Consider the following 21,051-nt stretch of genomic DNA (forward strand, 5'->3'; position numbering starts at 1 on the left):
GGTCGGGGGCGGGCATGGCGAAGGCCCGGTTGCTCCAGGGGAGCTGCCGGGCCTGCATCGTGCGGCTGTACGCAAGTTCGCCGTTACGTCGTGATCGTGGTGGGGTGCGGCACGGTGTGCCGGGATCTCAGCGCTGGAGGGGTACGGCGGGCTCGGCGGCGGGACCGGTCTCGAGGTCGTCGCAGGAGGCCGTGAGGTGGTCGTCCGATTCCGTCTCGGGGAGCGGGTGGTGGCGACAGCGGGGGGACTTGCCGTGGGCCTCGGCATGGATGCGCTGCTTCATCGTGGGGGGCAGGGACCGGGCGAGGATCCAGGCCCAGGGTGATGCGGCCGCCACGTTCGCCGGTACGGCGCTGCCGTTCTCGCTGCTGTTGCGCGTCGGCTCGCTCTGCGCTACCGCCGCCGTGGCGGTGGTGGTGACGAGTCCGAGCGCCGTGCACAGCGCGAGGAAGGCGGTGACGATGACGGTCCACAGCTTCATGACCCGGTTGTCGGTCATGGCCCCTCACTTTCGGGTTGGGCGATTTGCGTACTTTCCTCATGATGTGTATGAGGAGCGCGAAGTGGTGGACCGACGCTCATGGCGTGGCGTTGTTCCGATGAACACCACCCGGATGGGCGCAAGTGGGCGGATAGCCCTCCGAAGGTGGGCGAAGTCACCGTCCGTGCGGATGTGATCACCCTCCGATCCGAGGGTCTGATCCTCTGCCGACGGCCGGTCTACTGGGCTGTCGAGGGCGGGAGTTGAAGGGCCGACGCAGGTCACCGATCGGTATCGGTCGGTGTGTATAGTCGGGCGCCAGAAGTCCCCTACGTCAAGGAAAGACGAGGTCGCGCGGTGAAGAAGCTTCTCCTGGTCGCACTGGCCGCCATCGGCGGGCTCCTCGTGTACCGCCAGATCCAGGCGGATCGCGCCGAGCAGGATCTGTGGACGGAGGCGACCGACTCCGTGCCCACGGGTTCTTGAGTACCGATACCAAAACTGATCAGACCCCGGCCGCTCAGCGCGGTCGGGGTTTTGTGTTGCGGGGGACCCCGACCCCGGCTAGAGGCAGTCGCCACGGACCGAAGGCATCCGTTTCGGACGTTCGTGCGGGAAGCGCGGGCGCCCTGTGGGCCGGCAGGGCAGGATGGCCCACGGCCGGGTCCGACAGGGCCCGTACGAAAGGGCGAGGGGGCGTGTGATGGGCCGGCGCAGGGGGTGGGTCACCGCGCTGCGCGAGGTCATGGCGCGGACGGCCGTCGGGCGGATCACCGCGGTGGCGACGGCGTTCTGCGTGGCCTCGGCCGGGCTGTCGGCAACCGTGGCCGAGGCCGCCGGCACGGCGGACGCGCCGCCCTACGCCTTCGACCGGAACACCCGCGCCATCACCGCCGCCAGCGGCACCACCAACGCCGAACTCCTGGAGCCGGGCACCACGTACCGCAGTGCTCTCGCGGGCCGTGAGAAGGCCTACTACCGGCTGGAGCTCGACGACAGCGCGACCGCGTACGTCCCCGTCACCGCCGTCCCGCGCGAGGGCACCACGCTCGCCAGCGGCGACGGCATCAGAGTGTCCGTCCAGAACGCCGACAGCGGCAGCTGCTCCTACGACAGCGTGACCGTGGGCGCCTCCGGGCAAGCGCACCCGGTCACGGCCTGGGGAGCGCGGGAGATCCTCGCCGGCAAGGGGCTGTGCCAGGAAGCCGGCACCTACTTCCTCGTGGTCGAGCGCACCGAGACCGGCACCGAGGACGGACAGCCCTGGGAGCTGGAACTCACGCCCGTGACCGAGCCGCCGTCAACCGGGACCGGTGCGACGAGCGTGCCCGAGGCGTGGAACTCCGCCACACCCGCGCCCCTCGTCGGGGAACCCGTGGACCGTCCGGGCGGCGCGGGCTTCGCCGAAGCGACCGCCGTACAGCAGGGCGTGTGGCGGGACGAGATCGTCCCCGGCCAGACCCTCTTCTACAGGGTGCCCGTCGACTGGGGACAGCAGCTGTACGCCACCGTCGACCTCGACAGCGCGGGCACCGACTCCGGGTTCGTCGTCCCCGCCCTGGACCTGACGGCGTACAACCCGGTGCGTGCCGAGATCGCCGGCACGAGCATCGGCTACGGCGGCACCCAGAAGTCGACCTCCCTGCCCCCTCTGCCACCCGTCCGCCACGTCAACCGGTACGCCCCCACCAACCCCACCCAGAGCCTGCGCTTCGCGGGCTTCCACTACCTAGCCGTCTACCTCTCGCCGCACGTCGCCGAACGCTTCGGCGACGGTCCCTACGGCATGAAGCTGCGCGTCCGGATCGGCGGTACCGCGCAGGCCGGACCGGCGTACGAGGGCGGATCGGTGCCGGGCGGCATGTTCGACACCGGCGCGCGGGGCGGGCGGAACGCCTCGCCGGGCGGTACGGACGACGCCGGTGGTGGCGACGGCGCGATGACGGCGGTCGCCGTGGGCGGCCTCGGCACCGGCAGCGCCCTGCTGCTGGTGCTCGGTGTGTGGACGGTGACGGCCCGGCGCCGCGCCTCCGCTCAGATCCGGGCCAGCGCCCAGAACCCGACGGCGTAGCAGGCCACAGCAAGCAGCAGGAGCGGCAGCGTGACCTTGGCGGGCGGTCCGGGACGCCGGACCGGCCGGGCCCGGCGGTGGCCCCCGCGCCGGACCCGTTCCGGCTCCGCCGAGAGAGGGGGAGCCTGTGGATCCTGAGCGGTGTACGAAGCGGTGGAGGCCTCGCCGTACCGCTCGGCCGCTGGCCGCGGCGGCAGCACGAAGGTGGCGTCGCTCGGGGGTACAGGGGCCGGTCGCGGGGCCGTACCCGGGTACAGAGGGGGCGGCAGAGGGAAGCTGCCGGTGTCCGACACGGCCCGGCCGGGACCGGCGGACGAGGCCTCCACGGGCTGACGTGAGCCGTGCGCCGAGGAGTGCCCGACATGCCGCGGATCGGAGGACGCCGGTACGGCACCGGCGCCCGTGCCACTCGGTACGCCACCCGCCCCCGCCCCCGGTCCAGCAGGCGGCACGGGAGCCGATGCGGGGGGCCGTACCGGGGGCGGTCCCGGCGGCGGGGCCGGAGTCCCGGACGTCACGGAGGCCGTGCCCGGCCACGCCGGAAGGGGATCCCCGTCCGGCCGAGCGGGTGTGGACCCGCTGGTGTCCTGCCGCGGGGACGTCCGGCCGAAGGATGTCGGCGTCCCGGCCACTCCCGGCGCCGGCTTCGAGGGTCCTTGCGGACCGAACCCCTCCGGCAGCGGCCCGAGTTGGTCGAAGATCTCGATCTGTTCGTCGTCCGGGCCCGGTTCAGGGAGCAGCTCGACGGCCGCGGCCAGGGCCTTGCGCGCACCCGTGGCCGTGCGGAAGCGGGCCTGGGGGTCCGGCTGCAGCAGTGTGGCCACGACCTGCCACAGCGGCTCGGGAACTCCCTTGGGAGCACCCGGAGTTCCATGCTCCGCGAAGTACTGGAGAAGCGCCTTGGCGTCGGGCCTGGCACCTTCCAGGAGGTACAGGGCGACCAGACCCACGGCGAAGAGGTCGGCGGGGAAGTCGGGTTCGGCGCCCATCATCTGCTCGGGGGCGAGGTAACCGGGCGTTCCCACCACGAGGTTGGTCTCGGTCAGGCGCGGTTCACCCAGCCGCATCGCGATGCCGAAGTCGGACAGCCGCAGCCGCGGCCTGGCCGTGCCGGTGGCCTCCAGCAGGATGTTGGCGGGCTTGATGTCACGGTGGACGACACCTTCAGCGTGGACCGCGGAGAGCCCGGACAGCAGTTGGTCGACGAGGGTGCAGACGAACAGGGGAGGGAGAGGGCCGTAATCGCCCACGAGGTGGACCAGGGAGCCCCCGGCGACCAGATCCATGGTGAAAAGGACCTTGTCGTCGTCGGCGGCCCAGCTGGCGGGGGCGAGGACATGAGGATGATCGATCCGCAGTGCCTGTTCGCGCACGAAGCGGAGCAGCGCGTGGGCGTCGCTCTGCTGAAGCACCTTCGCGGCCACATAGCGGCGACGGCGATGGTCCCAGGCACGCCAGACGGCGCCGACCCCTCCGCGCCCGATCGGGTCGGCCAGTTCGTAGCGTGCGGCGAAGACCTCACCCATGGCGGTGCGTCGCTCCTCCCCCTCGGGAATCCCCCTGCTGTCCCCTCGCTACCCGGTGATGAGTGATACGACCCCCGTGGCCCGTCACGAACCGGCTCGCGTCATCCCCCGGCGAAGTGCGCCACCCTGCGCCCCTCGCGGTACCGCACTGTGCCGTCGGCCCGGTCGCCGAACCCCCTTCGGTCACCGGGCCAGGGGCTCAGTTCTGGTGGGACTGGTAGTGCGCCACGGCGTCCGAGGTGCGGCCGGCGCCGTAGACCTTGAGGAACTCCGCCAGTTCCGGGTGGGTCGGGGCGAGAGTGTCGGCCGCGTCGATGATGTCGCCGGCGGCGGCCACCGAGCGCAACAGCGACTGGATCTCACGGACGACCCGCTTGACCGTGGGCGCCCCCGACCCGCTGGTCGTCTGCGTGGTGTTGAGCACCGATCCCCCCTGCGACCGCTTGATCTCGTCCATGCGGTCGGTCGCCTCGGCGGCGCTGACACTGCCGTCCGCGACCTGGGCCGCCAGTTCCTGCAACAGTTGCACCCGCTGCACGACAGCCGGGTTGCCGATCTTCGCCCGCTGCCCGCTCATCAGCTGGGACAGCATCGGTGCCGACAGTCCCAGCACCCCCGCGAGACGAGCCTGGTTGAGACCAAGATCGTCTATGAGCTTACGGAAGAGCGCCCCCAGCGGCTCCCCGTACCAGTTCCGCTGCAGTTCCCGCGCTCTCGCGGTGGCTTCCTGCTGTGCGGCGTCCATGTGCGTCTCCCCATCGCTTCCCCAAGAAACCGCGGTTCGCTGTAGCGAACCACGCGGAGCATCTTACGGAGAGTGGTCATCCGCGGGGACCCCAATCTTTTTGCGAGATACCGGGGGTGACCCGGTACTGTGGTCCTCGGCGCCCACCGGGATCGTTCCTCCGGTCGGCCGCTTCCCGCAAGGGGCCTTAGCTCAGTTGGTAGAGCGCTGTCTTTGCATGGCAGATGTCAGGGGTTCGACTCCCCTAGGCTCCACATCGAAAGAGCCCCTCCGTCCGGTGACCACCGGACGGAGGGGCTCTTTCGTGAGCTGTGGGGTTGACGAGCTGCCGGGCTGTTTCACGTGAAACAGCCACGCGGGCGTGGAGAAGGCGGAGAAGCTCAGCCGCGGTCCTCGTGGTTCGAGGTCTCCTCGTCCTCCTTCGCCTGCACCTCGGGGTCGAGGGCCGAGGTGTCGCCGGTGCCGTCCACGGACGTCAGACCGCCCGCGGCGGGTACCTCGGTGGCGGCGGGCGGCTCGACCAGCCAGTCCGGGTTGGCCTGCTTGTCCCACCACTTCCATGCGGCGAAGGCCCCGCCACCCACCAGACCCACCAGCGCCAGCGCCTTGGCGATCTTGCCGGCCTTGGCTCGGCGGCGGTGCTTGCGCACCAGCTTCTGGATGTCCTTCGGGGTCACCTGGCCGCGCAGGGCGGCCATCGCGGCGACGCTGCGGGCGGCGGCCTCGCCCTTCACAGGACCGGCCGCGGCCATCGCCTGTTCGAGCTTCGGCCGGGAGTAGTCAGCTGCCTGCCGTGCGGCCAGGCGCGTACGGCAGGCAGCCTCATGGGCGGCATGGTCGACCTTCGGCGGGACATGCGCCATCGCCTGCTCAAGGCGGGGCGCCACTCGGGCGTCGTACTGGACGCGGGCCTGTTCGGCGGCTTGGGACACCTTGGGCGCGAGCCGTACGCGGGCCTCGTGCGCGTAGAGCGCGGCCCTCTCCTTGGCCGTGTCGGCGTAGGGCGCCACCACTTCCGCGGCGTGCAGCACGCTGTCCTTCGCCGAACCGGTCGCGGCGCGCACGCTGTCGATGCGGGTCACGGGTTCCTCCTCCTCGGTGGCGTACGGTATTTCGACTTTCCACCCTTTTACGGATCATGCCTGCCGACGGCCTCCGGGGCATGCGCGGACGGGCATACGGGTGCCGGACGTCCCGAGTTGTCTTGATCGGATACAAGAGCGGGTGAATACGGGGCAACGGGAACTTGTCGTCGACAATGCCACGGATCGGCCCGCCTTGCCCCTGTCCCGGACGGGTCCGGCGCTTTTCCGTAGGCGAAGTGGGCGGTTCCTGTGCACGCCGCGGCGGCCGGGCGACGGGCCGCCGTGGGCGTGCGAGGATCGATGGGTTACAGGAAGACAACGGAAGGCAGATCGTGGCCGAGCAGCTTTACGCCACCCTGAAGACCAGCCAGGGTGACATTCAGGTCAGGCTCTTCCCGGACCACGCGCCCAGGACGGTCAAGAACTTCGTCGACCTCGCCACCGGGGGACGGGAGTGGACCCACCCCGCCACCGGCGAGAAGTCCTCGGCCAAGCTCTACGACGGCACGGTCTTCCACCGGGTGATGAGCGGATTCATGATTCAGGGCGGTGACCCGCTGGCGAACGGCACCGGCGGGCCCGGCTACCAGTTCGAGGACGAGTTCCACCCGGACCTGCGCTTCGACCGGCCGTATCTGCTGGCGATGGCCAACGCCGGCCCCGGCACCAACGGCTCGCAGTTCTTCATCACCGTCTCCCCGACCGCCTGGCTGAACCGCAAGCACAGCATCTTCGGCGAGGTCACCGACCCGGCGAGCCAGAAGGTGGTGGACGCGATCGCGGGCGTCGAGACCAACCCCCGCACCCACCGTCCACTGAAGGACGTCGTCATCGAGTCGGTCGTCGTCGAGACGCGCTAGCCTGCCCGGTCCGTCGCGGGAACCAATCGCCCCGCTCGTCCGTAAGGACGGTCGGGGCACAGCCTTGTTCACGAAGAGATCGGGGGAGCCCATGGATCAGGCGCCAGGAAACCGGCCGGATGACGCCCAGAGCGGTGTGCCGGTCTGCTACCGGCACGCGGGCCGCGAGACCGGAGTGCGCTGCACACGCTGCGAGCGCCCGATCTGCCCCGAGTGCATGGTGAGCGCCTCCGTCGGCTTCCAGTGTCCGGAATGTGTGCGCAACGGGTCCGGCACCGGCCACGCCCCGGACGCCAACCGCCCCCGCACCCTCGCCGGCGGCACCGTCGAGGCGGACCCGCATCTCGTCACCAAGATCATCATGGGCCTCTGTGTCGCGGTGTTCGTGGTGCAGATGGCCGTCGGGGACCGGTTCACCGACCGGTTCAGCCTGCTGGGGCTGGCGTACGTGCCAGAGCTGGGTTCCGTGCAGGGCGTCGCCGACGGTCAGCCGTACCGGCTGCTGACCTCGATATTCCTGCACCTGGACTACTTCCACATCCTCTCCAACATGCTCAGCCTCTGGTTCATCGGCCGGTATGTGGAGGAAGCGCTCGGCCGCACCCGCTATCTCGCCCTCTACCTGCTGTCCGGTCTGTCGGGCGGCGCGCTGGCCTACCTGCTCAACGAACCCAACGCGCCCTCCCTGGGAGCCTCGGGCGCCGTCCTCGGTGTCTTCGGTGCCCTCGCCGTCCTGATGCGTCAGCAGCGCTACGACATGCGCCCGATCGTCGCCATGCTGGTGATCACGCTGATCATCACCTTCGGGTGGAGCAACATCTCCTGGGAGGCCCATGTCGGCGGCTTCGTCGGCGGTGCCGTCATCGGTCTCGCCATGGTCCACGCCCCCCGCAGCCGACGGGCCCTGGTCCAGTACGGCACCTGTGCGCTGGTGCTGACCGCGGTCGTGGTCGTCACCGTCCTGAGGACCGCCCAGCTCACCTGAGCGACGCCGGACCTCACGTTGTCCACAGCGAGTGCCCGATCTTGTGCATACCGTGCGGGAACAGCTGTGCCCCCTGTCACTGACCTGTGTTTCCGCAGGTCAGGCAGGGGGCGAACATGCTTTCGAGTGACGGCTGTTCTTCACACCGGCGTCAACGCTCGGGAGGTTATCCACAGATGGTCGTTCTTTTTCCCCACTGTGGAAAACCGCTGTGGATAACTCAGTGGATACCCGTGGGGAGAGCTGCTGAGGGAGCTACTTCCACTGGGTCGAGACGCCGAAGCCGGCGGCGATGAAGCCGAAGCCGACCACGATGTTCCAGTTGCCCAGAGCGTCGATGGGCAGCGAGCCGTCGGTCACGTAGAACACGACGATCCAGGCGAGTCCGATGAGGAACATGGCCAGCATGACCGGCGCGACCCAGGCACGGCTGTTGAGCTTGATGGCGGTCGCCTGCTTCGCGGGCGGCGGCGTGTAATCGGCCTTCTTGCGGATACGTGACTTCGGCACGAGGGTCTCTCCTGTCGATGCGCTGCGTGGCCGCGCAGGGTACTGGGTCGGGCTCGGGGCAGCGTACAAGGGGACACTGACCTGCTCCCCCGGGCGTCCGTTAGCGTAGTGCTTCTACGGCGCCTAAGGAGATAAGGGTACGTTGAGCAATTCTGCCGACTTCCCCGGGACGGGTTCAACAGGGTCCGCTCCCGGCCGCCGTCCGCGCTTCCGCCCGGTCCGTGTGCTCACCGCCGGCGTCTTCGCCCTCGCGGGGCTCATCTTCTTCACCAGCTTCGACACGGCCAAGGGCACCGACATCCGCACGGACGCCTCCTTGCTCAAGCTGTCCGACCTCATCCAGGAGCGCAGTCACAAGAACGGCCAGGCGGAGGAGTCCAACGCGGCTCTGCGCGGCCAGGTCGAGTCACTGGCCGAGGCCGACGACGGCAGCACCCGGGCGGAGGACGAGAAGCTGACCGGGCTGGAGGACGCGGCGGGCACCCGGAAGGTCAAGGGCAGGGCGGTCACCGTCACGCTCAACGACGCCCCGCCGAACGCCACCGCCAAGCTCCCCGGCTACCCGGAACCCCAGCCCGACTACCTGGTCATCCACCAGCAGGACCTCCAGGCCGTGGTGAACGCCCTCTGGCAGGGCGGCGCCGAGGGCATCAAGGTCATGGACCAGCGGCTGATCTCCACCAGCGCCGTGCGCTGCGTCGGCAACACCCTGATCCTTCAGGGCCGCGTCTACTCCCCGCCGTACAAGATCCAGGCGGTGGGGGACCCGGAGAAGCTTCAGCGGGCGCTCGCGGACTCCAAGGCGATCCAGAACTACATGGTGTACGTCAACGTCTACGGGCTCGGCTGGAAAGTCACCGAGGACGGCACGGTGACTCTTCCCGGCTACTCGGGCACAGTGGATCTGCACTACGCGAAGCCAGTGGAGTAGCCGGACCAGCCGTCTCTCGGGAGCCGCCGGTGCGTGTGATCGTCAGAAGCGTCAGCGAGCTGTTCATCACTGTCGGCGCCGTAATCGTCCTCTTCGTCGCCTACGTGCTCTTCTGGACCGGTGTGCGGGCCGACCGCGTCATGGACGACCAGATCGACAGCCTCCGGCAGCAGTGGGCGCGGGAGCCCGTTGCCGCGCCCCGTGCCTCGGTGAGCCCGGCGCCGCCGGGGCCGTACACGAAGGGAAAGCCCTTCGCGATCATGTACATCCCGCGGCTTGGTTTCACGTGGAACAAGCCGGTGCTCGAGGGGACCGGGCCCAAAACTCTGAAGAAGGGGCTCGGGCACTACGCGGGCACCACGCGGCTCGGGCAGACCGGGAACTTCTCCGTCGCAGGTCACCGGCGTACCTATGGCGACCCTCTCAAGGACTTTCCGAAGCTGCGGCGCGGGGACGCGGTGGTGCTGACGGACGGCACGACCTGGTTCACGTATCGGATCGATCAAGGGCCGTACAAAACGGTGCCCACGGACGTCGAGGTGATCGGCCCTGTGCCACGTAAGTCGGGGTATACGCGTCCCGGACGCTATCTGACGCTGACGACGTGCGAACCCGAGTGGGGGCACAGTCACCGGCTGATCGTCTGGGCGCATCTGGACTCCACACAGCCTGTGGAGGCAGGCAGACCGGAGGCTCTCCGCCGTTAGTCTGGTGACGTACGGCGTGAGTCTGGTGCCGTGGTGCGACGGAAGGGACGGCATGTACGGCTGGATCTGGCGGCATCTGCCGGGAAACGCCTTGTTGAAGGCGCTGGTCTCGATCGTGCTGGTGCTGGCCACGGTGTATGTCCTTTTCCAGTACGTCTTTCCGTGGGCCGAACCGCTGCTTCCCTTCAACGATGTGACGGTGGACAACCAGTGAGCGCGCGCATTCTTGTCGTCGACAACTACGACAGCTTCGTCTTCAACCTGGTCCAGTACCTGTACCAGCTGGGCGCCGAGTGTGAGGTCCTGCGCAACGACGAGGTGTCGACGGCGCACGCCCAGGACGGCTTCGACGGTGTGCTGCTGTCCCCGGGTCCCGGCACTCCGGAGGAGGCCGGTGTCTGCGTCGACATGGTCCGCCACTGTGCGAGCACCGGTGTGCCCGTCTTCGGCGTCTGTCTGGGCATGCAGTCGATGCAGGTGGCGTACGGCGGTGTGGTGGACCGGGCGCCTGAGCTGCTGCACGGGAAGACCTCGCTGGTGGAGCACGGCGGCAAGGGTGTCTTCGCGGGGCTGCCCTCGCCCTTCACGGCGACCCGCTATCACTCGCTCGCGGCCGAGCCGGCGACGGTGTCGTCCGAGCTGGAGGTGACGGCCCGTACGCAGGACGGCATCGTGATGGGGTTGCGTCACCGTGAACTGCCCGTCGAGGGAGTGCAGTTCCATCCGGAGTCGGTGCTCACCGAGCACGGGCACCTGATGCTGGCCAACTGGCTGGCGGAGTGCGGCGACCGGGGTGCCGTGGCGAGGTCGGCGGGGCTCGCCCCGGTGGTGGGCAGGGCCTCGGCGTGACCGCGCTTCGCCCCGAGCGGGAGGACTTGTACGGCGGTGAGCCGTTCGAGCCTCTCATCGACGAGGAGACGGTGGCGCTGCGTGTGCCGCCGCCGCCCGGTTTCGTGTTCGGTGGCGAGTCCATATCCGCGTCTGGAGCCTCACCGGCCGCTCCTCTCACGGGAACTCCGGCGGAGGGCCGTGCGGCCCGCAGGAAGGCCGCCAGAGGCCGTCACGGGCGCCATGGCGGGCACGGGGGCCATGGTGGTGGGGGTCAAGGAGCGTACGGCGGTGGTGCTGAGGATCCTCCAGGATCGGTGGGGCGGCCGCTCTCGCGGGTGGAGGCCCGTCGGCGGGCGCGGGCCAGCAGGCCGAGTGCGGCGGTCGTCTTCAGCCGGGCGGTCGGCGAGGTGTTCATCACCGCTGGTGTGCTGATGCTTCTGTTCGTCACCTATCAGTTGTGGTGGACGAACGTCCGGGCACACGCGCAGGCGGACAGGGAGGCGAGCAGCCTCCAGGACGACTGGGCGAGCGGTAAGCGCAACCCGGGGGCTTTCTCGCCGGGGCAGGGCTTCGCCATCCTGCACATCCCCAAGCTGGATGTGGTGGTGCCGATCGCCGAGGGCATCGACAACAAGAGGGTGCTCGACAAGGGCATGGTCGGGCATTACGGCGAGGACGCGCTGAAGACCGCCATGCCCGATGCGAAGACCGGGAACTTCGGGCTCGCGGGTCACCGCAACACGCACGGTGAGCCGTTCCGGTACATCAACAGGCTGCAGCCCGGTGATTCGATCGTCGTGGAGACGCAGGACGAGTACTTCGTCTACAAGATGGCGTCGATCCTGCCGGTGACCTCGCCGAGCAACGTGAGTGTCCTCGACCCCGTGCCGCCGGACTCCACCTTTACGGGGCCGGGCCGGTACATCACGCTGACGACGTGCACGCCGGAGTTCACCAGCAAGTACCGGATGATCGTCTGGGGCAAGATGGTCGAGGAACGGCCGCGCAGCAAGGGCAAGCCGGATGCGCTCGTCGAGTAGGCGTGCAGTCGGTACACGTGCAGGCAGCAGGCGTGCAGTCGAGTAGGGGCAGAGTGAACGTGGCAGCGACCACCGGCGACACCGAGCACGAAGAGCACAGCGGCGCGCGGGCCGCCGCCTCCCCGCCGCGGCGGCGGGGAGGACGGATCGCCCAGGCGGTCAGTGTCTTCGGGGAACTCCTCATCACGGCCGGGCTGGTGCTCGGCCTCTTCGTCGTCTACTCCCTGTGGTGGACCAACGTGGTCGCCGACCGCGAGGCGGACCGGCAGGGCGACAAGGTCCGCGACACCTGGGCGCGGGAGAACACGGGACCGGGCGCGCTCGACACGGGGAACGGCATCGGCTTCCTGCACGTGCCCGCCATGGACAACGGCGAGGTCCTGGTCGAGAGGGGCACCTCGTCGAAGATCCTCAACGACGGTGTCGCCGGCTACTACACCGACCCCGTCAAGGCCACGCTTCCGACCAGCGGGAAGGACGGCAACTTCTCCCTCGCCGCCCACCGCGACGGCCACGGCGCCAAGTTCCACAACATCGACAAGCTCGACGAGGGCGATCCGATCGTCTTCGAGACGAAGGACAACTGGTACGTCTACAAGGTGTTCGCCGTTCTCGCCGAGACGTCGAAGTACAACGTCGAGGTGCTCGGGGCGGTTCCGCAGGAGTCCGGCAGGAAGAAGGCCGGCAAGTACATCACCCTGACCACCTGTACGCCCGTCTACACGAGCCGCTACCGGTACGTGGTGTGGGGGGAGTTGGAGCGGGTGGAGAAGGTGGACGCGGACCGGACGCCTCCGGAGGAGCTGAGCTGACTGGCGTCCTTGGGGAGGATGTCGAACATCGGTACGACCGTCTTGCCGAGGATGTGGGTGATGCGCTGGTCGATTCGGTGGTCGAGAGAGACGGCATCCCCGGTGTGGGCGGGGTTATCCACAGGCTGTGTGCGGGAGAGGTACTCCATGTCCAGGAGGTACACACGCACCTGACGTGCGACTTCGCTGTCGCGGAGGAGCATGGCGACGTTGAGGACGGCTCGGCGGGGGAAGAGCGCCAGTGAGCCTGTGCGACTGGATCCCACTGAGTTCCTTGAAGGAGCTCAGTTCTGAACCTGTCAAAACCCGGTAGCCGTCGGCTTCCAGCTCCGCACGGTGGTCGAGTACGAGAGAACGAATGGCTGTGATGCCGACCTGGAAGTATGTCGCCACCATCGCCGTGGTCACGTGCGTCCCGTCCGGCAGCAGTGACAGTGCCTTGACCCGGTCGAGTACGTCTGTGCGTTCCCGGGCGCTGTCGCGCAGGGTCTTTGAATCCAGCAGCGCCGATTCGTTGATCACTTTCTGCCCTCTGTCGGTGGTCGGGCCTGTCTGGCCAGGGCAGAACGGTGAAACCCCACCCTGATCGGCCAGCGAACCGGCGGATATGAAGACACGATCGTTTTGTGGTCTTGTGTTCCATTCGTCTGAAGGTCCTGGCCTCTTCGGAGTGTCGAGGAACGAGCAGAGGCCTCGGGCCCTGCCGGACGGATGGTCCGGCAGGGCCCGAGGCCTCTTTGCGTGGGGCCCGGTGGCTATCCCGAGGTGCCGCCGAAGAAGACGGTCCCTCCGTTGTTGCCCCCGTTGTCTCCGCCGCCGTTGCCGCCGACGGTGACCAGGTTGACCGTCTGGCCCCTGTTCACCGTGCTGCCCGGGGCCGGGTCGGAGTTGAAGACGATCGCGTTGTCGTCGTTCGAGCCGGTGATGTTGCCGACGTTCAGGCCCGCGTCCTGGAGTGCCTTCTTCGCGTCCTTCAGGCTCTGGCCCTGGAGGTTGCCCGGCACCTGCGTCTGCTGGTTCGCGGGAGCCTTGCCGATCTGGATCTGGACCTGGGAGCCCTTGTCGGCCTTCGAGTTGGCCTGGGGCGTGGTCCCGATGACCTTGCCGACCAGGTTCGGGTCCTGGGTCTCGACGTCGACGCAGTTGCCGACCAGGTTGTTGGCCTCCATCTGGGCCTTGGCCTGGTCGCAGCTCTGGTTGAGGACGTCGGGGACGGTCGCCTTGTCCTCCGCCTTGGCGATGGTGAGGGTGACCTTGGAGCCCTTCTCGACCTCGGTACCCAGCCTCGGGTCCTGGTCGGTGACGGTGCCCGGGGGCTCCGGGGAGACTTCCTGCTTGGTCTCGACGACCAGCTGGTACTCGTCACCCTCGAGGAGCGTCTTGGCCTCCTCGATGTTCTTGCCGAGGACACTGGGCACGGTCACCTTCGGCGCCCCCGTGGACACCACCAGGTTGACCGGGGAGTCCTTCGCGACCTCTGTTCTGGGGTCGGGGTCCTGGTCGCAGATGTTGCCCTTGGCCTGGTCCTCGCAGGGCTTCGGCGTGACGGTTCCGACCTTGAGGTCGATATTGGCCAGCTGCTGCCTGGCCTGAGCCTCGGTCTTTCCGAGGAGGCTGGGCACCGCCACCGTGTCGTTGCCCGCGCTCTCACCGTCGAACGCCCACTTGCCGATCAGGATCGCGCCCAGGAGGACCAGCACGGCGGCGACGATCAGCAGGATCGTCGAGGTGTTGGACTTCTTCTGGCGGCGCCGGCCGGGACGGTCGTCGTAGCCGAAGCCGCCGTCGTCCGCGTTCATCGGGGGCAGCATCGAGGTGGCGCCGCCGTCCGCGGAGCGCAGCGCGGTCGTCGGCTGGTCGTCCGGGTAGCCGCCGTAGCCGACCGCGCCCAGGGCCGCCGTGGCCGCGACGGGCTGGCCGTCGAGGCAGGCCTCGATGTCGGCGCGCATCTCGTCGGCGGACTGGTAGCGGTAGTTGGGGTCCTTGACGAGGGCCTTCAACACGATCGCGTCCATCTCGGGCGTGATCTCGGGGTCGAAGACGCTGGGCGCCTGGGGCTCCTCGCGGACGTGCTGGTAGGCGACCGCGACCGGTGAGTCGCCGACGAACGGCGGCCGTACGGTCAGCAGCTCGTAGAGCAGGCAGCCCGTGGAGTACAGGTCGGAGCGGGCGTCGACCTGCTCGCCCTTCGCTTGTTCCGGCGAGAGGTACTGCGCGGTGCCGATCACGGCCGAGGTCTGCGTCATGGTCATGCCGGAGTCGCCCATGGCGCGGGCGATGCCGAAGTCCATGACCTTGACCTGGCCGTTGCGCGTCAGCATGACGTTCGCCGGCTTGATGTCGCGGTGCACGATGCCGGCCCGGTGCGAGTACTCCAGCGCCTGGAGGATGCCGATGGTCATCTCCAGGGTCCGCTCCGGCAGCAGCTTGCGGCCGGAGTGGAGCAGTTCGCGGAGCGTGGAGCCGTCGACGTACTCCATGACGATGTACGGGATCGAGACCCCGTCCATGTAGTCCTCGCCGGTGTCGTAGACAGCGACGATCGCGGGGTGGTTGAGCGAAGCGGCCGACTGGGCCTCCCGGCGGAACCGGGCCTGGAAGGAAGGGTCGCGCGCGAGGTCCACGCGCAGCGTCTTCACCGCCACGGTGCGGCCGAGGCGGATGTCATGCGCGAGGTAGACCTCGGCCATGCCACCACGGCCGAGCACATGGCCCAGCTCGTACCGGCCGCCGAGGCGACGCGGCTCTTCCATAGCTACCTACCAGCCCTCTCCGTCGGTCCCGACCGGCACACGTGTGCGGTCGGTGGCTGCCGTCCGGGCATACCGTACCCGGATGGCGCTGTGTGACCTGGCCAAGCCCGTCACCCGATACAGGACCGGTATCGCAACGTGCACCGATGTGTAGGCGACGTGATGGGGGTCACTTGTTGCTGTCGATGACTGCCTTCATCACGTCCCTCGCGATCGGGCCGGCGAGACCGCCACCGCTGATGTCACCACGGTTGGCGGCGCCGTCCTCGACGACGACCGCGACGGCGACCGGCGAGCTGCCGTCGGCCAGCTGCGCGTAGGAGATGAACCAGGCGTACGGCTTCTCCTTGTTGTTCAGGCCGTGCTGCGCGGTACCGGTCTTGCCGCCGACCGTGATGCCGGGGATCTTCGCCTTGCCGCCGGTGCCCTGCGGGTCGTTGACGACCGTCTCCATCATTTCCTGGAGCTTCTGAGCGGTCTCCGGGGACACCGCCTGGGACAGTTCCTCGGGCTCGGTCGTTGCGATGGTGTCCAGGCTGGCGGCCCTGAGCTGGTCGACCATGTACGGCTTCATCAGTTTGCCGTCGTTGGCGACGGCAGAGGCGACCATGGCCATCTGGAGCGGGGTGGCCCGGTTGGAGGCCTGGCCGATGCCGGCCATGGCGTTCTGCGGCTCGTTGTCCTCGGGGTAGATGCTCTCCGAGGCGCGGACCGGGGTGTCCAGTTCCTTGTTGTTGAAACCGAACTTGGTCGCCTGCTCGATCATCTTCTCGTTGCCGACGGTGTCGGCCATCTTCGCGAAGACGGTGTTGCAGGACACCATGAGCGCGTACCGCAGGTTGGCGTTCTCGCACTCACCGTGCTCGTTGGTGAGGTCGGTGGTGGTCTTGGGCAGCTGGTACGGGTCCGGCGTCTTGGTGGCGTCGTCGATGCCGGACACGATCTTGTTCTCCAGCGCCGCGGCCGCGGTGACCACCTTGAAGGTGGAGCCCGGCGGGTAGACCTCGCGCAGTGCCCGGTTGAGCATCGGGTCGTCGGGGTTGTTCTTCTTCTGGACCGCGTTCCACGCCTTGGCGTCCTTGTCGGAGGTGCCGGCGAACTTCGACGGGTCGTACGACGGGGTCGAGACCAGCGCGAGGATCTTGCCGGTGGCCGGGTCGATCGCGGCGACGGCGCCCTTCTTGTTGCCCAGACCCTCGTACGCGGCCTTCTGCGCGGCCGCGTTGAGGGTGGTGACGACGCTGCCGCCCTCCTTCTTCTTGCCGGTGAGCATGTCGAGCGTGTTGCGGAAGAAGAGCCGGTCGTCGTTGCCGGTGAGGATGCCGTCCTCGAGCTTCTCCAGCTGGTTGGCGCCGAAGGCCTGCGAGGAGTACCCGGTGACCGGCGCCCACATGGGGCCGTTGGTCCAGGTGCGCTTGTACTTGTAGTCGCCGCTGGTGTTCTCGACGGAGCCGGTGATGGCCTTGCCTTCGACGATGATGTCGCCGCGAGGGGTGGCGTAGCGGGTGATGTTGACGCGGCGGTTCTCGTCGTCGCTCGCCAGGCTGTCGGCCTGGACGTACTGGATGTAGTTGTCGCGGAGCAGCAGGGTGAGGACGAGGAGGCCGCAGAAGAGCGCGATCCGGCGCAGGGGCTTGTTCATGACGGGCGGACCACCTGGGTCATCTCGGCGTCGGGGTTGGAGGCGGGGACGGGCGCGGGTCGGCGCGCGGTGTCGCTGATGCGCAGCAGGATGCCGATCAGGGCCCAGTTGGCGATGACGGAGGAACCGCCGTACGCGACGAAGGGCAGGGTCATTCCGGTCAGCGGGATGAGGCCCATGACACCACCGGCCACCACGAAGACCTGAAGGGCGAAGGCACCGGAAAGGCCGATGGCGAGCAGCTTGCCGAACGGGTCGCGGGCGGCGAGGGCGGTGCGTACGCCGCGTTCCACGATCAGCCCGTAGAGCAGCAGGATCGCCATGACGCCGGCCAGTCCCAGTTCCTCGCCGAAGGTGGCGAGGATGAAGTCGGAGTTGGCGGCGAAGCCGATGAGGTCGGAGTTGCCCTGGCCGAGGCCGGTGCCGAGGGTGCCGCCGGAGCCGAAGGCCCACAGGGCCTGCATCGCCTGTTCGCTGTGGAGGATGCCGTCCTGGACCCCGGCGCGGCTGAGTTCGAACTCGTGCATCGGGTCCAGCCAGGCCTGCACACGCGTCTGGATGTGCGGCTCGAAGCTCGCCACACCGACGGCGCCGACGGCCGACATCAGCAGACCGAAGACGATCCAGCTGGTCCGCTCGGTGGCGACGTACAGCATGATGATGAACATTCCGAAGAACAGCAGGGATGTTCCGAGGTCGGTCTCGAAGATCAGGATGAGGATCGAGATGACCCAGACGACGAGAATCGGGCCGAGGTCGCGGCCGCGGGGCAGGTACAGCCCCATGAACCGGCGGCTGGCCAGGGCCAGGGCGTCTCTCTTGACCATGAGGTAGCCGGCGAAGAACACCGCGAGGGCGATCTTCGCGAATTCGCCCGGCTGGAGCGTGCCGAGGCCGGGGATCTTGATCCAGATCTTGGCGCCGTAGATGTCCGCGCCGAGTCCGGGCACGAGTGGCAGGACCAGCAGGAGCAGCGCGCCGGCCATGGAGATGTAGGTGTAGCGCTGCAGGACGCGGTGGTCCTTGAGGAAGATCAGCACGACCACCAGCAGGGCGACGCCCATGGCGGAGTACAGCAGCTGGCGCGGTGCCGCGTCGGCGTAGTTGTTGAGCTTCTCCGACTGGTCCAGCCGCCAGATGACGACCAGCCCGAGCCCGTTCAGCAGGGTGGCGAGCGGGAGCAGCAGGGGGTCGGCGTACGGCGCGAACTTGCGGACGGCGAGGTGGCCGACCCCTGCGAGGAGGCCGAGTCCAAGGCCGTAGGCCAGCAGGCCGGGCGGCACCTTGTCGTTGATCGCCAGTCCCACGTTGACGTAGGCGAACACCGGGATCAGGACGGCGAACACCAGCAGTGCCAGCTCGGTGTTGCGTCGGCTCGGTGTGCCGATGGAGCCGATCGTGGACGTGTGGTGCGTCGGCGAATTGGTTGTACTGCTCATCGTGTGACGGGGCCTCTCACGGCTTGCCTACTGCTTACCGCACAGCGAGACGACCTTCTTCTCATCCTCCGAGAGGGTGGGGCCGGGGCCGGGAGTGGCGGTCGCTGACGTGGACGGAGACGTGGACGGGGACGGTGCCGGACCCGACGGGGTCGGGGTCGGCGTTGCCTTGGACGTGAGGGAGACGGGAGTGGTTCCCGCGGTGTCGCCGGCCTCGCCCTCATCCGCTGTGGAACCGGCCGAACTGGGGGTCACGGTGGCTGATTCCGCCTGCTTGCGGCATGCGGACGCCTGCACGGCCAGTTCGTCGATCTTCTTCTGGGCGGTGGACCGGCCGCCTTCGGGGATCGTCGCCTCGACCTGCTTCTGCTGGTACTGCGGCAGGTACTTGAGTTCGATCTCGGGGTGGTCCTTCTCCACCTTCGAGAGCGAGACCCAGGCCAGGTCCTGGTTGATGCCCCGGTACAGGGCGACGTGTTCGCCGTTGGTGCCGACGTAGTACTGGGTCTGTGTCCAGCGCCAGCCCGCGTAGAGGCCGCCGCCGATGACGGCGAGGGCGAGGGCGCCGTAGAGGGATCTCTTCAGCCACCGGTTGCCCTTGCGGGGTTTGACGAAGTCGTCGTCGGTGTAGTCGCCGAAGCCGTCGGTGGGGATGAAGCCGGTGACGTCGCCGGAGCCGGGCGGGCCGAACTCGCCGCCACCGCCCTGTCCGCGGCCCTGACGGCCGAGGCCGGAGGCGCGGCCGGCCGGGGTCTGCATGATGCCGTTGTCGTGCGGCTGGAGCTGGTTCTCGGCCACGGCGCCGACCACGACCGGGGTGTCGGACAGCTGCCCGGCGAGGGTGTCTCCGGTGTCCAGGTCCAGGACGTCGGCGACGATCACGGTGATGTTGTCGGGGCCGCCGCCGCGCAGCGCGAGCTGGATCAGCTCCTGCACGGTCTCCTGGGGGCCCTGGTAGCTGGCGAGGGTGTCCTCGAGCGTCTGGTGCGAGACGACGCCGGACAGGCCGTCGGAGCAGATCAGATAGCGGTCGCCGGCCCGGACCTCACGGATCGACAGGTCGGGTTCCACGTGTTCACCGCTGCCCAGCGCGCGCATCAGCAGCGAGCGTTGGGGGTGGGTGGTGGCCTCCTCCTCGGTGATCCGGCCCTCGTCGACGAGGCGCTGCACCCAGGTGTGGTCCTGCGTGATCTGGGTCAGTACGCCGTCCCGCAGCAGGTAGGCGCGCGAGTCGCCGACGTGTACGAGTCCCAGCCGCTGGCCCGTCCACAGCAGTGCGGTCAGGGTGGTGCCCATGCCTTCGAGCTGCGGGTCCTCCTCGACGAGTGAGCGCAGCTGGTCGTTGGCGCGCTGTACGGCCGTACCGAGGGAGGTGAGGACGTCGGAGCCGGGCACGTCGTCGTCGAGGGCGACGATGGTGGAGATGGCCTCGGAGGAGGCGACCTCGCCGGCGGCGGCGCCGCCCATGCCGTCGGCGATGGCGAGCAGGCGTGGGCCGGCGTAACCGGAGTCCTCGTTGCCCTCCCGGATCATGCCCTTGTGCGATCCGGCGGCGAAGCGCAGTGACAGGCTCATGCCCACCTCGCCCGTCGGCCCCGGGTACAGCCGGTCGTGTCGAGCCACACTGCCCACCCTCCGGTCGGGAGCGCGCCGGGGCCCGGGGTGCCGGCCGGCCTGGCGTGCTCGCTCCGCTCGCGCTCACTCATGATGTAGCACTACTTCCGAAGCTCGATGACGGTCTTGCCGATACGGATCGGCGCGCCCAGCGGGATCGGTGTGGGAGTCGTCAGCCGCGTTCGGTCGAGATAGGTGCCGTTGGTGGAGCCCAGGTCCTCGACGATCCACTGGCCGTCGCGGTCCGGATAGATCCTGGCATGGCGGCTGGAGGCGTAGTCGTCGTCCAGCACGATGGTGCTGTCGTGCGCGCGCCCCAGGCTGATGGTCTGGCCCTGGAGCGCGACGGTGGTGCCGGTGAGCGTGCCCTCGGACACGACCAGCTTCGTCGGGGCGTTGCGCCCCCTGCGCCCGCCCCCCGCGGCGGGTTGCTGGCGCTGTTGCGGGGGCGCCTGGCGCTGGGCCTGCTGCGGTCGGGCCGCCTCCCGGCGCGCACCGCGCTGGGTGACACGCGTACCGAACAGGTCGCTGCGGATGACCTGCACGGCCACGATCACGAACAGCCACAGTACGGCCAGAAAACCCAGCCGCATGACCGTGAGGGTCAGCTCTGACATTGCCCCCGCTTCACCCTTCGGCTTGCCGGTAAATGATGGTGGTGTTGCCCACGACGATCCGCGAGCCGTCGCGGAGCGTAGCGCGGGTGGTGTGCTGCCCGTCCACCACGATGCCGTTGGTGGACCCGAGGTCCTGGATCGTCGAGGGTGTTCCGGTCCGGATCTCGCAGTGCCGGCGGGAGACGCCGGGGTCGTCGATCCGCACGTCGGCCTCGGTGCTGCGGCCCAGCACGAGCGTCGCGCGGGAGATCTGGTGGCGGGTGCCGTTGATCTCGATCCAGTGGCGGGTGCGGGACCCGGGCGCCGGGGCGCCCGCGAGTCCGCCGCCCGACGCGGGGCGCTGACCGCCGGCCGCGGGCGGGTAACCGTACCCGCCCGCGGCCGGCGGTCAGCGCCCCGCGT

At 68.8% G+C, this 21,051-nt stretch carries 21 protein-coding genes, 1 tRNA gene and 1 pseudogene; 11 read left to right on the forward strand and 12 right to left on the reverse strand.

Going from position 1 to position 21,051, the window contains the following annotated elements:
- Positions 1–127: 127 nt before the first annotated feature.
- The gene (locus P1P75_RS26155) at positions 128–499 is read right to left on the reverse strand and encodes a DUF6344 domain-containing protein (protein WP_319259576.1); all 372 of its coding nucleotides are present in this window, start codon (positions 497–499) and stop codon (positions 128–130) included.
- Positions 500–838: 339 nt separating this feature from the next.
- Here P1P75_RS26155 and P1P75_RS26160 point away from each other — a divergent pair, with 339 nt between their 5' ends.
- Positions 839–967, forward strand: coding sequence for a DLW-39 family protein (locus tag P1P75_RS26160; protein ID WP_003999697.1), 129 nt, complete (start codon positions 839–841; stop codon positions 965–967).
- A 217-nt stretch (positions 968–1,184) separates the two neighbouring features.
- On the forward strand, positions 1,185–2,552 hold the full coding sequence (locus P1P75_RS26165; protein WP_319259578.1) for a hypothetical protein: 1,368 nt from the start codon (positions 1,185–1,187) through the stop codon (positions 2,550–2,552).
- Here the strand turns inward: P1P75_RS26165 and P1P75_RS26170 are convergent.
- Both P1P75_RS26170 and P1P75_RS26175 read right to left on the reverse strand, forming a co-directional pair.
- Entirely contained in the window at positions 2,516–4,078 is a 1,563-nt protein-coding gene (locus tag P1P75_RS26170) for a protein kinase (RefSeq protein ID WP_319259581.1), read from the reverse strand. The two genes, P1P75_RS26165 and P1P75_RS26170, sit on opposite strands and share 37 nt — an antisense overlap.
- 199 nt (positions 4,079–4,277) lie before the next feature.
- Positions 4,278–4,823 (reverse strand): DNA-binding protein, encoded by a 546-nt coding sequence (locus P1P75_RS26175; protein WP_086767086.1) that lies wholly within the window; start codon positions 4,821–4,823, stop codon positions 4,278–4,280.
- Between the two features lie 181 nt (positions 4,824–5,004).
- On the opposite strand from P1P75_RS26175, the gene P1P75_RS26180 reads away from it, so the two are divergent.
- Positions 5,005–5,077 (forward strand) — tRNA-Ala (locus P1P75_RS26180).
- Positions 5,078–5,203: 126 nt separating this feature from the next.
- Here P1P75_RS26180 and P1P75_RS26185 read toward each other — a convergent pair.
- Positions 5,204–5,905 (reverse strand): DUF5324 family protein, encoded by a 702-nt coding sequence (locus P1P75_RS26185; RefSeq protein ID WP_319259584.1) that lies wholly within the window; start codon positions 5,903–5,905, stop codon positions 5,204–5,206.
- A gap of 335 nt (positions 5,906–6,240) precedes the next feature.
- Between P1P75_RS26185 and P1P75_RS26190 the strand changes: the two genes are divergently transcribed.
- Together P1P75_RS26190 and P1P75_RS26195 are read left to right on the forward strand one after the other, a co-directional pair.
- Positions 6,241–6,768, forward strand: a complete 528-nt coding sequence (locus tag P1P75_RS26190) for a peptidylprolyl isomerase (RefSeq protein ID WP_319259587.1) — start codon at positions 6,241–6,243, stop codon at positions 6,766–6,768.
- A gap of 91 nt (positions 6,769–6,859) precedes the next feature.
- Positions 6,860–7,753 (forward strand): rhomboid family intramembrane serine protease, encoded by an 894-nt coding sequence (locus tag P1P75_RS26195; RefSeq protein WP_319259589.1) that lies wholly within the window; start codon positions 6,860–6,862, stop codon positions 7,751–7,753.
- A 255-nt stretch (positions 7,754–8,008) separates the two neighbouring features.
- Here the strand turns inward: P1P75_RS26195 and crgA are convergent, their stop codons facing one another.
- Positions 8,009–8,263 carry a cell division protein CrgA gene (gene crgA, locus P1P75_RS26200; protein ID WP_086767093.1) on the reverse strand — a complete coding sequence of 85 codons (255 nt, stop codon included), beginning with the start codon at positions 8,261–8,263 and terminating at the stop codon, positions 8,009–8,011.
- Between the two features lie 142 nt (positions 8,264–8,405).
- Between crgA and P1P75_RS26205 the strand changes: the two genes are divergently transcribed.
- The 6 genes from P1P75_RS26205 to P1P75_RS26230 are packed head-to-tail and all read left to right on the forward strand — an operon-like array spanning position 8,406 to position 12,584.
- Entirely contained in the window at positions 8,406–9,194 is a 789-nt protein-coding gene (locus tag P1P75_RS26205; protein ID WP_319259592.1) for a DUF881 domain-containing protein, read from the forward strand.
- A 29-nt stretch (positions 9,195–9,223) separates the two neighbouring features.
- Positions 9,224–9,901, forward strand: coding sequence for a class E sortase (locus P1P75_RS26210; RefSeq protein ID WP_319259595.1), 678 nt, complete (start codon positions 9,224–9,226; stop codon positions 9,899–9,901).
- Positions 9,902–9,905: 4 nt separating this feature from the next.
- A complete protein-coding gene (locus P1P75_RS26215; protein WP_086767099.1) occupies positions 9,906–10,115 on the forward strand; it encodes a hypothetical protein in 210 nt (69 codons plus the stop codon).
- The gene (locus P1P75_RS26220) at positions 10,112–10,750 is read left to right on the forward strand and encodes an aminodeoxychorismate/anthranilate synthase component II (RefSeq protein WP_319259597.1); all 639 of its coding nucleotides are present in this window, start codon (positions 10,112–10,114) and stop codon (positions 10,748–10,750) included. The genes P1P75_RS26215 and P1P75_RS26220 overlap by 4 nt, the downstream gene beginning before the upstream one ends.
- Positions 10,747–11,772, forward strand: a complete 1,026-nt coding sequence (locus P1P75_RS26225; RefSeq protein WP_319259600.1) for a class E sortase — start codon at positions 10,747–10,749, stop codon at positions 11,770–11,772. Before P1P75_RS26220 ends, P1P75_RS26225 begins: the two co-directional genes overlap by 4 nt.
- Before the next feature lie 59 nt (positions 11,773–11,831).
- Entirely contained in the window at positions 11,832–12,584 is a 753-nt protein-coding gene (locus tag P1P75_RS26230; RefSeq protein WP_319259603.1) for a class E sortase, read from the forward strand.
- On the opposite strand, the gene P1P75_RS26235 is transcribed toward P1P75_RS26230, so the two are convergent.
- From P1P75_RS26235 to P1P75_RS26265, 7 genes and pseudogenes are all read right to left on the reverse strand, one after another.
- Positions 12,503–12,850, reverse strand: coding sequence for a hypothetical protein (locus tag P1P75_RS26235; protein ID WP_319259606.1), 348 nt, complete (start codon positions 12,848–12,850; stop codon positions 12,503–12,505). The genes P1P75_RS26230 and P1P75_RS26235 overlap by 82 nt on opposite strands.
- Before the next feature lie 489 nt (positions 12,851–13,339).
- Positions 13,340–15,337 (reverse strand): Stk1 family PASTA domain-containing Ser/Thr kinase, encoded by a 1,998-nt coding sequence (gene pknB / locus P1P75_RS26240; RefSeq protein ID WP_319259607.1) that lies wholly within the window; start codon positions 15,335–15,337, stop codon positions 13,340–13,342.
- A gap of 169 nt (positions 15,338–15,506) precedes the next feature.
- Complete coding sequence (locus tag P1P75_RS26245; protein WP_319259610.1) at positions 15,507–16,979, reverse strand: penicillin-binding transpeptidase domain-containing protein; 1,473 nt, start codon at positions 16,977–16,979, stop codon at positions 15,507–15,509.
- A complete protein-coding gene (locus P1P75_RS26250; RefSeq protein WP_319259612.1) occupies positions 16,976–18,418 on the reverse strand; it encodes an FtsW/RodA/SpoVE family cell cycle protein in 1,443 nt (480 codons plus the stop codon). The genes P1P75_RS26245 and P1P75_RS26250 overlap by 4 nt, the downstream gene beginning before the upstream one ends.
- Positions 18,419–18,445: 27 nt before the next feature.
- Positions 18,446–20,041, reverse strand: a complete 1,596-nt coding sequence (locus tag P1P75_RS26255; protein WP_319259615.1) for a Stp1/IreP family PP2C-type Ser/Thr phosphatase — start codon at positions 20,039–20,041, stop codon at positions 18,446–18,448.
- Between the two features lie 92 nt (positions 20,042–20,133).
- Positions 20,134–20,649, reverse strand: coding sequence for an FHA domain-containing protein (locus tag P1P75_RS26260; RefSeq protein ID WP_073495160.1), 516 nt, complete (start codon positions 20,647–20,649; stop codon positions 20,134–20,136).
- A gap of 10 nt (positions 20,650–20,659) precedes the next feature.
- Positions 20,660–21,025, reverse strand: a pseudogene (locus P1P75_RS26265) (FHA domain-containing protein); the annotation flags it as partial.
- Between the last annotated feature and the right edge of the window lie 26 nt (positions 21,026–21,051).

The sequence above is a fragment of the Streptomyces sp. ID05-39B genome (assembly GCF_033794725.1).
GTDB lineage: Bacteria > Actinomycetota > Actinomycetes > Streptomycetales > Streptomycetaceae > Streptomyces > Streptomyces bobili.